Origin of the sequence: Chryseosolibacter histidinae (assembly GCF_018598225.1) — a bacterium.
GTDB classification, from domain to species: domain Bacteria; phylum Bacteroidota; class Bacteroidia; order Cytophagales; family Cyclobacteriaceae; genus Chryseosolibacter; species Chryseosolibacter histidini.
This window is the reverse complement of record NZ_JAHESF010000021.1, coordinates 65,992-80,266: the sequence shown is the minus strand read 5'-3', so window position 1 is coordinate 80,266 and position 14,275 is coordinate 65,992. Positions and strand designations below refer to the sequence as shown.

The 14,275-nt window shown below is 41.4% G+C and carries 11 protein-coding genes; 1 reads left to right on the top strand and 10 read right to left on the bottom strand.

What is annotated here, in order from left to right; all coding sequences use genetic code 11:
* Nucleotides 1-10: 10 nt before the first annotated feature.
* The 10 genes from KK083_RS19780 to KK083_RS19735 all read right to left on the bottom strand — a co-directional run bounded on the left by KK083_RS19780 (nt 11) and on the right by KK083_RS19735 (nt 12,656).
* Entirely contained in the window at nt 11-3,328 is a 3,318-nt protein-coding gene (locus KK083_RS19780; protein WP_254166712.1) for a SusC/RagA family TonB-linked outer membrane protein, read from the bottom strand.
* A 143-nt stretch (nt 3,329-3,471) separates the two neighbouring features.
* Nucleotides 3,472-4,602, bottom strand: a complete 1,131-nt coding sequence (locus tag KK083_RS19775) for a FecR family protein (RefSeq protein WP_254166704.1) — start codon at nt 4,600-4,602, stop codon at nt 3,472-3,474.
* Nucleotides 4,603-4,852: 250 nt separating this feature from the next.
* Nucleotides 4,853-5,449 (bottom strand): RNA polymerase sigma factor, encoded by a 597-nt coding sequence (locus KK083_RS19770; RefSeq protein WP_254166702.1) that lies wholly within the window; start codon nt 5,447-5,449, stop codon nt 4,853-4,855.
* A 582-nt stretch (nt 5,450-6,031) separates the two neighbouring features.
* Entirely contained in the window at nt 6,032-7,117 is a 1,086-nt protein-coding gene (gene lepB, locus KK083_RS19765) for a signal peptidase I (RefSeq protein WP_254166700.1), read from the bottom strand.
* Between the two features lie 7 nt (nt 7,118-7,124).
* Nucleotides 7,125-8,039, bottom strand: a complete 915-nt coding sequence (locus KK083_RS19760; protein WP_254166698.1) for a polysaccharide pyruvyl transferase family protein — start codon at nt 8,037-8,039, stop codon at nt 7,125-7,127.
* 24 nt (nt 8,040-8,063) lie between these two features.
* A complete protein-coding gene (locus KK083_RS19755) occupies nt 8,064-9,383 on the bottom strand; it encodes a glycosyltransferase (RefSeq protein WP_254166695.1) in 1,320 nt (439 codons plus the stop codon).
* A gap of 50 nt (nt 9,384-9,433) precedes the next feature.
* Nucleotides 9,434-9,820, bottom strand: coding sequence for a hypothetical protein (locus KK083_RS19750; RefSeq protein ID WP_254166694.1), 387 nt, complete (start codon nt 9,818-9,820; stop codon nt 9,434-9,436).
* Nucleotides 9,821-10,009: 189 nt separating this feature from the next.
* Nucleotides 10,010-11,224, bottom strand: coding sequence for a DUF4221 family protein (locus KK083_RS19745; RefSeq protein WP_254166692.1), 1,215 nt, complete (start codon nt 11,222-11,224; stop codon nt 10,010-10,012).
* An 82-nt stretch (nt 11,225-11,306) separates the two neighbouring features.
* Nucleotides 11,307-11,525, bottom strand: a complete 219-nt coding sequence (locus KK083_RS19740) for a hypothetical protein (RefSeq protein ID WP_254166690.1) — start codon at nt 11,523-11,525, stop codon at nt 11,307-11,309.
* A 495-nt stretch (nt 11,526-12,020) separates the two neighbouring features.
* The gene (locus tag KK083_RS19735) at nt 12,021-12,656 is read right to left on the bottom strand and encodes a helix-turn-helix transcriptional regulator (RefSeq protein ID WP_254166681.1); all 636 of its coding nucleotides are present in this window, start codon (nt 12,654-12,656) and stop codon (nt 12,021-12,023) included.
* Nucleotides 12,657-13,029: 373 nt separating this feature from the next.
* Between KK083_RS19735 and KK083_RS19730 the strand changes: the two genes are divergently transcribed.
* Nucleotides 13,030-13,665 carry a response regulator transcription factor gene (locus KK083_RS19730; protein ID WP_254166679.1) on the top strand — a complete coding sequence of 212 codons (636 nt, stop codon included), beginning with the start codon at nt 13,030-13,032 and terminating at the stop codon, nt 13,663-13,665.
* The last annotated feature ends 610 nt before the right edge of the window (nt 13,666-14,275 follow it).

The following is a 14,275-nucleotide window of genomic DNA, read 5'->3' as shown; positions in this document are numbered from 1 at the left end:
ATGGATTGAATTAAAAACCAAGTCTGATACCCACCGTAGTGGTTTTCGCTGTAGGGTAGCTATAGTGATCAATACCCTGACGGATCGATGTCGAGCCTCCGTAAGTGTTGATCTCGGGATCATACCACGAATAGTTTGTCAGCGTGATCAGGTTCTGGGCGCTTACATAGATCTGCGCTTTGGTCAGCCACTTTAGGTCTAACGCACTCACCGGCAGGTTATAGCTCAGCTGGATGTTCTTGAATCTCAGGTACGAGCCATCTTCAACCCAGCGATCTGAAACCTGTGTAGACGTAGTACGACTGATCACAGGATATTTTGCGTTAGGCGTTTCCGGTGTCCAGTGATTCAGAAATACTTCCCTGGGCATGTTCAACGCCTGACCATAATCCAGGGTCTGGTTCACGGCACTCACATTAAAGATGTCGTTGCCTTGTGATCCCTGGATGAACACATTCAATTCAAAATTCTTGAACGACATGGTTGAATTGAAACCGTAGATGAAATCAGGGAATGGATTACCGATGAGACGTTTGTCTCCGTTATCAAGCGCGCCATTGGGGTTGTAATCTTCGTACGTGATCTTACCAGCTGCATCATACCCCTTCTCTACATATCCGAAGAAAGATCCAATGGGATATCCTTCACGTACGATGTTCACAACGTCGTTGATCACAGAGATATCGACGCGATCGCCCAGTATATCGGCTCCGTCATACAATGCGATCACCTTGTTCCTGTTGGCGGAGAAATTAGCAGCCACATTCCATTTAAAAGGACCTTCCAACACTACTGCGCTGGCACCGATCTCGATTCCCTTGTTCTGCACTTTACCTATGTTCCGGATCGTATACGCATATCCGAACGATGAGGGAAGCGGAACCCTGTTGAGCAGGTCACGGGTATTTTTGACGTAATAATCCACTTCAAGCGAGAACCGGTTTTCAAGGAAGCCCATCTCAAGGCCGATGTCTGATTGAGCTGTCGTTTCCCACTTCAGCGGCCCTGCCAGCTGTGTTCCCGGAGCGTATGCTGTAGTTAACGCGTCACCGAAGACCACTTTACTTGAAACCAATTGATTCAGCGTCTTATAAGGATCGATGGCTGTGCTTCCCGTTTCACCATAACCAGCCTTCAGCTTCATGTTAGAGATGAACGGAATATTTTTAATGAACTCTTCTTCAGAAAGTCTCCAGGCCACAGAGGCAGAAGGGAAGTAGCCCCACTTGTTTCCTTCGCTGTAACGTGAGGAGCCATCTGCACGGAAGCTCACGGTAGCCAGGTACCTATCATTGAAAGTATAGTTAACCCGGCCGAGGTAAGACATCAAGGTCCACTCAGACAAATATGAGCTTGGCACACCTTGCGTGGCTGCTGCGCCGATATCGTATGACTCCTGCACATCGCTCACAAATCCGTTTCCGGAAGTGCTTAACCCAGTCTGGCTCCACTTCTGGTAGGTAAACCCTGCAACCGCGGAGATATTATGAGCACCTGTTCTCTTAACATAGCTGATGGTGTTCTCATTCAGCAAGCTGCTGGTCTGCACCGTCGATATCTTGGCAGAACCAAGGGAGTTGATATATTTTTTTGTCGTGTATTCGTCTGTGCGATCATCTGTATTTTCAATACCACCCAAGACCTTGATAGACAGTCCCTCAATGGGTTTGAAGGTAACCGCGGCATTGGTCAACACTTTATTGGAGCGAATATGATTCGATGTCTGCTCTATATAGTTGAGCGGGTTGGTGATCACGTTCGATCCCCAGCCGTAAGCCGCAGAAAGATTACTGTAGGTTCCATCGGCTGCGTAAACAGGTTGTGTAGGATATCCCGACAACATCGCAGAGATCAATGAGCCACCCCTGTTTCCCCGATCGGAATTTTGGCGATCTGAATCCACCCGGCTCAGGATGGCATTCAGGTCAAAGGTGAATTTTTTGCTGATGTCGCTGCTCAGGTTGGCACGGATGGAGTTACGCACGTAATTACTGCCGATGATGATGCCCTCCTGTTTAAAATTGCTTCCTGAAACTGACAACCTGGTGTTGTCCGATCCCGCGTTTAGTGTAACAGCATGATTCTGGATGGGTGCTGTTTGCAGCACCAGGTCCTGCCAGTCTGTACCTTTGCCAAAAGAATCAACCTCTTCCTGGGTGAAGTGAGGTGCCAGTCCATCATTCGCGGCCTGCTCATTGTAGAACTGTGCATACTCATGTGCGCTCATCATGTCGATCTTCTTCCGCGCCGTCTGCCAGCCCATGTATCCATCGTAGTCCACGGTTGTCTTTCCCTTTTTGCCCTTCTTCGTGGTGATAATCACAACACCGTTAGCACCCCTGGAACCGTAGATCGCGGTAGCGGAAGCGTCTTTCAATACTTCTATGGATTCAATGTCTGCGTTGTTCAATAAGGTGGGATTGCCAGAATACGGAAAACCATCCACCACATAAAGTGGCTCGTTCGATCCCATGATAGAGTTGGTACCCCTGATACGCACGCTGATGTCGCCTCCTGGCGATCCATTGTTTTGCGAGATCTGAACACCGGTTGCTCTTCCGGAGAGCGCCTGCATTACGTTGGTAGTAGGATACGCGCTCAATTCCTCCGCCTTCACTTTTGATACAGAACCGGTGAGGTCTGATTTGCGCACTTCACCATAACCCACCACCACAACTTCTTCCAGTGCCTTGATGTCAGGGTTCATGCTGATGCTGATCTCTGTCTGAGCACCTACTATAATTTCCTTTGTCTCATAACCGATAAAGGAGAAAACAAGAACGGCATCCGCGTTCGGTACGCTGATCGAATACTTACCGTCGACGTCGGTAGTGGTACCCTCTGATGTTCCCTTGAGGATCACATTCACGCCGGGCAAGGGCAGGTTATCTTCGTCAGATACTTTTCCTGACACGGTGATATCAACAGCTGCTTCCTGTTTCATCAAAGCTTCTTCCAGCAAACCCAGCGCTGCCTTGGTAAGAATGATCTGGTTGCCATCAGCCTCGAAGCGGATGTGACGCGGGCCGAGGATCTTGTCCAGCACACTGGCCAGGCGCTCGTCGCTGAAATTGAAATGAAGGCGATCCTGTGAGGCGATCACCTGCGATTGGTAAAGGAACTTCACATCTGCGGCGCGTTCGATCTTTGCGAGCGCTGAACGAAGTGTGATGTTTTCGAGTTTGAGACTCACTCTACGCTCCAGTACCTGGGCACCCAACTCATGGGCACTGGCCATGCTGATGATGGCGAAGGAAAGCAGGAACTGAAGCAGTGAAACTCTCATAATGAACAATAGCCGTCCATGAACTTGTAGTTCTTTTTTCATACTTTTGAATGGTTTTGTCTTGACGTTAACTGCGGATAGACAAACGCCCCGCATCCCGCACGGATGGTCCATCGGGGCATTCCAGGCCGGTGATGTTGGCGCATCACCGGTTCTTTATTCGGGTAATTATGTTCTCATAGGTTTTAATTTGGTTTTGTTTGGGTAGTTGAATTCGTATCGTCAACGGGCTCGCTACAACCTTTTCCATAGATGATGATATGGGAGTCCATGATCTCATAGGTTGCGTTGATACCCTTGCATATCAGTTTTAATTTATCATAGAGCGGCACATCGTCAAGCGACGCATTGAGATAGCAGCTCGCCAGCACCTCCTCGTCGTAAACAACATCCACACCGTACGCTTCTTCGATCACCCGGAACACGTCGCCAATGGGCGCGTCGCTAAATTCAAATTCCTGCTTCGCCACGGGAATGAGCACACTCGGATTCTCCACCAACGATTTGGTAAGCTTCATCTGGTCACGCTCATACACCACCTGCTGGTTGGGCATCAGCACCACACCTTCCACGCTCTCATCCTTGGCACCTTCTTCGTTGCTTTTTTCTTTGAACACCGATACTTTGCCGGTCTTCACCTGCACCAGCACCTGTTTTCCGCCTTCGGAATTACGCACCGTAAAACTGGTTCCGAGCACACGCGTCACAATCTCATGGGTGCGAACCATGAAGGGCCTGTTCACGTCTCGTTTTACTTCAAAAAAACCTTCACCCGTGAGATACACTTCGCGCACATCGGGTTTAAAGGTGCGGGGATACTCCAGCACACTGTGCGGCTGCAGCACGATAGACGAGCCATCGCTGAGCACGATGGTCTTCGCTACATCGGCGTTGTTGATGTATTTCTCCAGCGCAACGGCTTCTTTTTCTACCTCAGCAAGCCGGGGGGCATCGTTCTTTGTGCCGATCAGGAACCAACCCGCGCCGAAGATCATGAGCACCACCGCTGCCTTGGAGTACCAGCGCTGCCATAACATCACTTCCTTCGGAGCATCTTCCATTTCAAGGATCGATTCCTGCACGCGGTGCCACACGTTCTGTTGGGTCGCATCGTCAGGCATCAATTGTTTTTCTTTCACTACCGCCAGGATCATCAGCCGCGCCTCTTCCACCTCCTCTTTTTTATGGGGATAATCCCTCAGAAACCTCAGCCACCGATCGTGCAGCAACGGATACTGTTCCGGGTATTTTACCCATTTCAAAAACTCCTCATCCTGAGCAAAATCTGCAGCACTGAAGGTTAAATAATGTTTCATAACAGGGGGCCAACGTGGTCTTTTTGAACGGCATTCAAACGTTTCCAATACCAAAAGCAACGTTTTCGGAATTTAACTCACCTTTTCTTAAAAATTTGCAGTACGGAATTCCGATAGCTATCGGGAGCGGTTGAAACCCATTGAAAATCTGGAATATCGAATATTGAACAAGAAACGCCGAATTTCGAAGGACCTACGTTCGAAATTCAGCCTTCGACATTCCTTGTTCGATATTCAAAAGGAGAAGAAACTAAAAAAGAAGCATGATACACGCCAGGGTGATCACATGTTTGGCGTATTGCCGGAGCTGTACCAGTCCGCGCTGAACGAGGTTGCGGGCAGATTGTTCGTTGACGTGCAGAATATCGGCGATCTCCTGGAAGCTGAACTCATCGTAGAAACGAAGCACCAAAGCTTCATACTGACGAGGGGCTAGATCGTTCAAAAGTTTTTTCAACCGGTGGATACGCTGGTTGCGTCCTTCTTCGTCAATGATCTCCTGCTCGAGGGAGGGTGAGACCATGGCCAGCGCACCTTCAATGATAAGTCCGCTTTCAGTGAAATAATTCTTAGCGGTATCATTTCGTAATACCCGTCTGCGCAGTGATCGGTAAAGATAGAAGCGCACAGAGCTGGTGGACGAAAGATTGTCACGCATGCGCCAGAGATCAACAAACAGGTCATGAATAGCGTCTTCCAGTGCGGCACGCTCAACACCTATTTTCTTACCATAATTATAGAGCAGTTTGAAATAACGATCATAGATCCAGCCAAAAGATGACTTATCCCCTTTCCGCATCGCTTCCCAATAGCGCAACTCCAAACCAACCTCCGGATCTTCGTGCATAGTCTGATTGTTACAGACAAGTAAACTTATTTTTTCCACAAAAGCGAATTCAAACGATTTAATAAGTCGTCGGACCACTATCTACGGTCCACCGTCCACAGCTGGATTAGTCATGGTGTCATCATTTCGGTGCGTTGAAAAAGGCATTGAGAATTGGCATTGGGAAATTGGTAAAATTACCTTGAGTGTCAAATATAGGTTTCCTTCGGTTTTAATGAATCTTACAGATGGGATAGGTAACAATCAGTAACAAGATTTACCAAAAACGACCGTAAGTGTTCGTGAAGCTGTTTAGTGTTCGTCTGGTATATTAGCTGTTTGTCCGTCTTTAAACACCGGCAAATTTCAAAGAAGTCAAATACAATATAAACAAGATCAGTCCGAAATCTATACTTGGCATTGTTTGTGTAGTAGAGATTGTGGCCATACTATGTGATTCGCAATGTTTAGTAGATTATCACATCCGATAATCTCCTTGACTTTTGAAGGAAAAAATTCAACACAGCCTGAATTGAAGTAGTTTTAATCGAATTAGAATCATTGGAGGTTTCCGGAAAAAGAGTTTAATTCCTGAGCGACTACTCATTCAAGTTCCAAATCCCCGCTTTTGACTTCGGCGGAGTTCGACCACACAAATGTAGCCTTGCCAATAATATGATCTTCTGGCAATAGGCCCCAGTGCCGCGAGTCGATCGACAAATCTCTGTTATCTCCAAGTATAAAATAATAGTTTTTTGAAAATTCAAATGAAGTAATTAAGGAGTCTTTTACATAGATTCGGCTGTTTGTCAAAGTGACATACTGCATGTCTTCATAATTTTTAAGTATTTCGTAGTAGAGAGCACTGTTAACTGAATCTAGATGTATAATTTTACCTTTTCCGGGTACCAAGAGGGGACCGAAATTGTTAAGATTAAAGGAATATTTCGGTGAGTGAGGATATATGTCCAAGTCCTTTAAGCCAATAGAATATTCATAACGATCTATATCCTTGATTACCAAATCGGATTTAATTCTTTGAAAGGTTGTTAAATTAAGATACAGGTAATAGGTATTTAACTCATTCATCTTACGTGAGTTCCCAGAAAAACCGCTATAGCTTAAATCAAAAACGGTAAGTGCACGCAGTTCTGATTCTGATAATGGTCGGTTAGTGACTACTTTGTACAAGTGAATACAAGAATTTAATTCGGTGCTTATTTTTCCGTTCAGCAAGACAGTGCCATCAACTAACTCTATTTCGTCACCTGGAATTGCAATGCATCTTTTTAAATATTTATCCTTCAATTCATAAGAGGGCTTCTTTTGGTGAGGCGCATTAAATAATAAAATATCATTCCTTTCTATTGATGCTAATCCGGGCAATCTCAGGTATTTGAACAATGGCGGAGTGTAGAATGGAAACTGACGACTGAGGAGTATGCGATTGTCCTTATCAATGAAAGGCACCTTCATCACATTTGGTATTCTGGCCCCATAATGTACTTTTGAAATCAATACTCTGTCGCCTGCAAATAGTTCTCCCTGCATCGATGCACCTGAGACATTATATAATTCAAATAAAAATTCCCTAATGAATAAAGTACCAGCAACGAAGATTAGCAAGGTCTTTAAAAACATTTTTAGATTATACATCGTTGAATATTTATCAAGCTCGATTTCGAACAAATTTTTCCTATATATACCCTCCTGAACCATATTTTGACCGGAGCAAATCCAATTTTGAGATCATTCGATTTTCCAGTTTCTTCAACATCGAGGAATTGGTTAAGCTAAACGACGCATTTTTTAATTTACTAAGCTCGCGTTTAGCGCGATCTATGCCGGAAACAGAACTATTGCCGACAAACCTTTTTTGAACAAATTGTGACATATTAAAATCCCCGTTCTCTTTACTGTCATATTGCGACAATTTCCCGTTGCTGTGTTGCAGATCATATAAAGATGGCATTTCAATTGGAGTGTAGTCCATGAAAACCGAATAACACCAGTCATGCCATTTCAACTTATTAATGTGATCGTAACATCTCAGCGCCACCCATGGTACTCTAAATGCGTCGGCTATAATTGCTCCATGCATAGCTTCTGTAAGTAGCCTTTCACTTTTGAGTATTTCCGTTAAAAGTTGTTCTACGGGTAGCGATGGACTTAGATATTTTATATCGGCATCCTCGCATATTTTTTTCCAATCAAAAAAAAACTCAGTACACCAATGAGGCATAAATGAATATTTATACTTTTTCTCCTGGTTAGCCAACTTCAGTGTTCTGATCAATAGCGCACTATCTGTAATGACATTTTCCTTTTCCTCCACCTTCAGAAACTTTGCTGAGATAGGTCCTCGCAAAAAAAATAGATCATATTGATTATCCAATACAGGGGGATTCCCATACGCATATCCGGATCCAAAAACCACGATCTTTTTTATGGAGGGAGGTGCATAGTTCTGATGCAACCCTAGAAGTGACCCGATGCCTAAAAACCCAATCTCGGGGTTTACAGGCTTTATAACGTCAGAAATAAGCGCATTCCACAAGTAAGCATTTAAAGCATCACCAAAATTTTTTCCTTTGAAATATATAAGCTCCATTTGAACGCAAGTTTATTCCGTTACTCATTTTAGTACTTCTATTGCCTCTAAGCCCATAACAAATCGTTTTAAAGAATACTCGGAATCTATTGAAGACATTTTAGAAATATTGCCCCTATAGGAACCATTATTCAACACCTCTTTAATTTCACGAATTAGTCTTTTTCCACCTGCATCCTTTAGATCACCTTGCAATCCTAGCTTGTGGAAAGTAACCCGAGAAGCATTGCCGTATTGATCGTAATTTCGATTCAATGGATAAACAATTAAGGGCACATTGTAAAGAATCGCTTCCTTGATAGAATTCAACCCTCCATGAGTTATAAAAACAGCCGATTTGGAAAGAATATATGTTTGTGGTTGAAATCCAAAGACATGAATATTTTTTGATCCGAAAGAAAAAACTGGTCTGCCGAAATTTTTAGCGCAGGTAATTATAAAATTGTAATCTGTGAAATGTTTAGCCGCAAAATCAACCGCTTTAAAAAATTTATCCAATCGTTTCAAATGTTCAAAGGAAAGAGTTCCAAAGGATATATAAATCTTACCTCCCTCACCATTCATTATTTCCTGTAATTTTTTGAAATCAGCATCATCTACTTTAATCCTACGTTTTACATGAGTTAAAAAACCGATATAATGCCTGTCACCTCTCGGCTTGGCTACAGGGAAATCAAATTCAGAGGGAGCTATCACGAACTCTTTGACATTTTCAAAAGAAATACTTAAGGGCAGGTTGCAAATGACCTTAAACTTAGAAGGCACTTCCATTTCTTTAATTGCAAGGGCGAGTAGTTTCGATGTAGTATTGCCAAAGCAAAATAAGTATTCTAAAAACCGCTTATAACGAATTCTTATTCTTTTGAATACGTTCGAAATCTTCATGCTGTCAATAATTTCCGAGTCGAAACCAGACTGCTCGATCATCGTGTTTATTAGCGCAATCTTTACAGGTTTATGGATAACAAATGGATAAAGACACAGGAAGTCACCACCAGTAAATGAGTCCAATAGAATTATTGTAGGCTTAATCTTTTGCACCACCTCGCCCAAAACGTTCACTCTGTCATGCAAATTGGAATTATTTAACCTATCAAGTATCAGCTCCTTCTTTCCCTTCTTTTGAGTCTTATAGTTTTTCAATTCGTCTGAATAGCTAAGTGCAAACGGAATGCTATCTGCGACAATTACTTCAAATCCATGTTCTATTACTATTTTGTTTATAGAATTATTAACTGCCCCAAGAAAAACAACTCTATAGCCGCTATTTTGCATTGCATTGGCCAATCCAAGTACTGAATAGAAATGGGATAGCGTTGGATAAATCATGAAAAGTACGGTCATGATACAATGGTTTTAAGATTTCAAACAGTTAGTGTTAGCAACCAAGAATGTTAGTACGCTAATGTTAATAACCTCCTGTAGATCCCTTCGCTAGCCTCCGGTGTGATTTCCTCAACCGATGTCAATTCACCGTCCTTAATAAAGAGTACTTGTGGGTATCCTTTAAGAAATGGATCTCTGTTGAAGTACTTATCCAGGTCCAAGTACACATCTCTTGCAACAACCGATTGTCCTAATCTAAGTTTCGCCTCCTTGATCGACCTATGCCCTGAGACTATGAAAAATAGTCCGTTCTTTCCCTTTTCTAAATATTTGTTCACCAAAAAATCTTCCGCACCGTTGATACAACCTGTGCATCCACTTGATGGTACCAAAACTATAGCCTTATATTGATTCGAAATGTTTCTATTGGTAATCGTTTCAATTTCGTCCAACATGTTCTGATCAACACGTTGAACGCAAGACGATACAATGAAGGAAAAAAGCGACAAAAATAGGATGTAGTAGACTTTGCGCATAACACTTGAAAATTATCTAAACAATTGTACCAATCGATTCCGTAATAATTGGAAGAAAACTTCTATTAAAAAACCTAGCACGTACTAGCAGGCTCCATCAATGTGATATTAAACACCTTCAAAAGTTACTATGTGAAAAACTAATTTATCGTCGGAACGATCGTTGAATTTTAATCCTAGGCCTTTTTCGGTAACAACCATGTTATTGAGATCATATGCTCTCTCGGGTAATAGTAATTCACCCAGCTTGTTAAACTTCTCGTCTAATATTATCAAAGCCTCGGTTTTTCGATTGCTAAACAAACGACGGTCGAACGGCCCTTTAAGTGGCAATTCTGCGACGCGATAGTACAGCTTCCTGTATTTATCATAAAGGATCATTCCATAGGTTGGGTTTTTTAAATAATGAGTATATATCTCGTTGTCTGCAATTAGATCAGAATAGATTCTATCGTATTCCATAGACACTATTTCGTCAAAGTAGTAACTGCTTGCCTCTTTGCATATGCTTTCCTTCCCACTTAAATCATAAATCCTTATAGCATGATCCGCCATGAAGCTTACAACTAGGTGCTGAGTTGAATCATTATAATCAAAAAAAAACTGGCGCATAGTCCCGCCCCCCCAGACATTTTTATTATAGAAGTCCGGATAATTGATAAAATGTGACACTAGTCCATTGTCCATATTTAAAGATGTAAACGACGTTACTCTGCTAGCTATTTCCTCGTTGACAAATTCATTCAAAAAATGCCCGCCGAACAAAAACATTTTTTCTGGCTTGCAATATATTATCGGTGTCCTTGTGCTGGCAACGGGGTAGGTTATCTCCCACGGTGATACTGAGTAGTCCTTTTTAAAACTTTTCTTCAGTATAGGGTTCCCAGTGGCATTGTGAAGAGTCATTTCAGAGGGGTAAGAACAATAAAGCAACAGCGTATCAAAGCTGATTATTTTGTACCCCGATACGCGCTTGCTTCTATAGCCTAAATCTGCTAAGTGAATTATCGAATCAATCTTTTGCGAACAAAAATCATAAAAGTATATCGTATTGGCTTCTTTATTTAGAAATGTCAACAACTGCCGCTTACCGTGGTTATATAGCTGGAAATAGTTTAAAGTGTATGGTGACGTCGCCGAATCCAAATGATAAGTTTTAGTCTCAACAACATTAATCTTGACATTTCTTCTTACCGTTGCTCCATCTAAAGATTTCCTATTGACAAGCTTTTTTTCGTACTTGAATCGATGAAAACAAAAAGCCCCTATCAATAGTATTGATACTATTGATAAGACATAGATGTATCTTTTTTTATAATTCATGCAAGGGAGGAAGTTTTTACTGATTTGGCGGATGTGTTAATAGTGGGAAAATAAATATTCCCACTATTATTGAAGTTCCGGTTTACACTGGATCGCAATTCCACGCATCCCAAAATGGAGTAGGCACGCAATCATATCCATAAGGATACATTATACACTGACCATCTGGGCCAAATTCAGGGTATGCGCAACCGTAACTTTCCGAGTCACCTGGAGCTAACCAAGAAACCGCAGCAACCGTCAAAGCAGCAGCTATGTGCAGCTTTGGATTTTTGAGCTTTGCTTTTGTTTTTTGTTTCATAAATTTTAAATCTTAATAATGTAATATTAGGAGAATGGCATATTTAGACTTTAGTAATTTTTTACTAATTTTCTGCATACCATTAATTAATTTGAAATGTCCAAAAGGCATGAAAAATGAATTGGCAAGTATCGAGGATGTGTTGAAGGATGAGTCCTTTATTTATTGGACTTTACACAAAGAAAAATGACCTACCACTGAGACATTCTGGCATCAGTGGTTAGATAAAAATCCAAGCTTGAAGGATAAGGTTAAAGAGGCACAAAATATTCTTCTGGAGGCTTCTTCCGAGATTACTGATGTACCTGAAGTTATAAAGAAAATGTAGCGATAATAGTCGCTTAATGAGACAATTGTTTCAAGCGCCTTGCAGCTACCTCAATTTTAATTAACTCTACTCGCTAATTTTCTTCAAATCACAAGTGGTCGCTTTATACTTTTAATGGTCTTCACTTTAGAGCTGACATTGCGTCATATGCACAATCTTGCTAACGATCACAAAACCAGGTGGAACTTCATGGCATTTGTCAGTTCAACGAGTTCGCTACAATGATTTAGCCCAATCTTTCTTACGATGTTGATTTTATGGTTCTTAACAGTGTGATAGCTTCGCGACAAAAAATTAGCCAGTTGATGATTAGTAAACCCCTTAGAAATCAGATATAGAACACCTATTTCGGTAGTTGTTAATTTTATTATTTGATTGAAATACGGATTGGTGACGTGCGACATGGAATTGGTTTTCGTCTTTGCATCCTGGTCTATGACGTCCTGCACCCCTAATTGCTTAACAAACCGTAGCCCTTCTTCACTAATGCTTTCAATCATCAATAAAACGGTATGAGTCCTGCGTTCACTAATTATAAGATAGAAAATGTCTAAAATGAAAAGTGAGGGCAATGAGCATTTGATTATTAAATTTTCTTTCTTGGGCAATCCTTCTGAATATGTTTGAGGCACCCAATTAACTGAAGATGTTATTGACTGCATCGCCAACGACATCTGGGATTTCCCTTGAACAATATTCGTAAAGTCTATTAGAAGGCCATTGATATTATCATTTTCATAATTAGTTAAATTGAACCAGAGGTTGGAAGAAAGTAAGTCATAAGCGGAAGTTACACTATTCATAGTTCGGGTCATTTGATACCCACACAATTTAATCCTTAAATCAATCTCTGTTCTTCGTATTAAGCAGTATAGTTGGCTATTTTATCACTTCGACTATTTAAGTAAAAACACTGTAAATTAATATCGAGTACCTACTTAAAGGCTTGAAAAGCCAACAATCAATCACATTTCTTACATCTGACCAATTTCCTTATGAAGGAAATCGAGCTCGCTTCTATACATCTGGGGTCTAATCCGTAGGCCTTAAATTTTTCCACTCTTAGCTTCATCACAAACCGCTAGTGGAAAGTTCTATATCGCTTGACATTTCGTTGGGGTAACTTATCCAATAGTCATACAGTAGTTCAAGCGTTATTTTTTAAACTTAAGAAGGATGCGAAACTTAAACATTTTAATAGTCGACGACCATCAGTTGTATAGAAAGGCAATTGTAACAGAGCTAAGCGAAACGTTAAGCGCTACATTGTTTGAAGCAGCTAATGGTGCCGAAGCAGTACACATGACCACAAGAGTCTTTCCTGACGTCGTATTAATAGATTACAAAATGCCGATTATGAATGGCATGCAAGCAACAAAGGAAATATTGCGGAAAAATGCGGCCGTGCGGATAATTGTGATCAGCCTTTATGACGAATTGGATGTAATTATGAACTTCTTGCGTCTTGGCGCCAGGGGATTTGTATCCAAAAATACGGACGGTACGGAGATAAAGGAGGCAATTAGAACCGTTTTAGCGGGCGACTATTATTTTCATTCACGGTTTCACCATATGTTATCAGTTAAACCTGAAAATGGGGCAAAAAAAAATAGTCCTTATTTTAATTTCACTCATAGGGAATTGCAAATAATAAAAATGATTACCGCCGGTAAAACAAGCATAGAAATAGCGCATGAACTAGAAATAAGCCACAGAACTGTCGAATCGTGTAAATTTAATTTAATCAACAAAACTAACGTTAAAAATACAGCTCAATTGATCGATTTTGTATATCGCAATGGCATTATCTAATCCTAGACAGCATATTACAGTTAACGAGATGCAGTATAACTCGACAGCAAGAACTGAATATTTGATTGCTATTTCTTAAGACAAAAGAACCTCGTCAGTTATCAAAGTTAATGATTCATTGAAATTGCTAAAAGTGGCGGTTCTGTCAATTGAAACTGCAAAGTCAGTCACAGCAATGAAGCATGCTTTCACTCTTTAAAGAACCTAACCAGTTAGAGTACCACATCCGGACGCATCGGAACAAATCCCAAATTATCAATGTGCGGACCGTATTTGTTCGTGTTTATGCCGATCTCTCGGAATTCCTAATCTTCATTAAATAATATTCACTTGGCCAGAATTAAGCTAAAGAAACTCCATCCGAAAATTGTTGTTTGACTTAACACCAGCCTATGTCAAATCATTTCTTCCTTCTCACTCAAAATCCTTTCAAGCAAAGCATTTTTTTCGCGCTCACTTTTCAACAGGGTTTCCTATAGCTTTTCATTCTTCTATAATTTCTCCACATAAGTCCATTAACATCGCTTCAGCGCAGGCCAGTGAAGCAAGTAAGGAAGTAGGTCTGCTTAAACTGTGGCTCAATATTACAAGGCGTATCGTCTAATGTTTG

Excerpts from the sequence above, each read along its gene's own strand:
- KK083_RS19735 (WP_254166681.1), bottom strand. The coding sequence starts at position 12,656 with ATGAATAGTGTAACTTCCGCTTATGACTTACTTTCTTCCAACCTCTGG.
- KK083_RS19775 (WP_254166704.1), bottom strand. The coding sequence starts at position 4,602 with ATGAAACATTATTTAACCTTCAGTGCTGCAGATTTTGCTCAGGATGAG.
- KK083_RS19770 (WP_254166702.1), bottom strand. The coding sequence starts at position 5,449 with ATGCACGAAGATCCGGAGGTTGGTTTGGAGTTGCGCTATTGGGAAGCG.
- KK083_RS19760 (WP_254166698.1), bottom strand. The coding sequence starts at position 8,039 with ATGGAGCTTATATATTTCAAAGGAAAAAATTTTGGTGATGCTTTAAAT.
- KK083_RS19745 (WP_254166692.1), bottom strand. The coding sequence starts at position 11,224 with ATGAATTATAAAAAAAGATACATCTATGTCTTATCAATAGTATCAATA.
- KK083_RS19780 (WP_254166712.1), bottom strand. The coding sequence starts at position 3,328 with ATGAAAAAAGAACTACAAGTTCATGGACGGCTATTGTTCATTATGAGA.
- KK083_RS19730 (WP_254166679.1), top strand. The coding sequence starts at position 13,030 with ATGCGAAACTTAAACATTTTAATAGTCGACGACCATCAGTTGTATAGA.
- KK083_RS19740 (WP_254166690.1), bottom strand. The coding sequence starts at position 11,525 with ATGAAACAAAAAACAAAAGCAAAGCTCAAAAATCCAAAGCTGCACATA.
- KK083_RS19755 (WP_254166695.1), bottom strand. The coding sequence starts at position 9,383 with ATGACCGTACTTTTCATGATTTATCCAACGCTATCCCATTTCTATTCA.
- KK083_RS19750 (WP_254166694.1), bottom strand. The coding sequence starts at position 9,820 with ATGTTGGACGAAATTGAAACGATTACCAATAGAAACATTTCGAATCAA.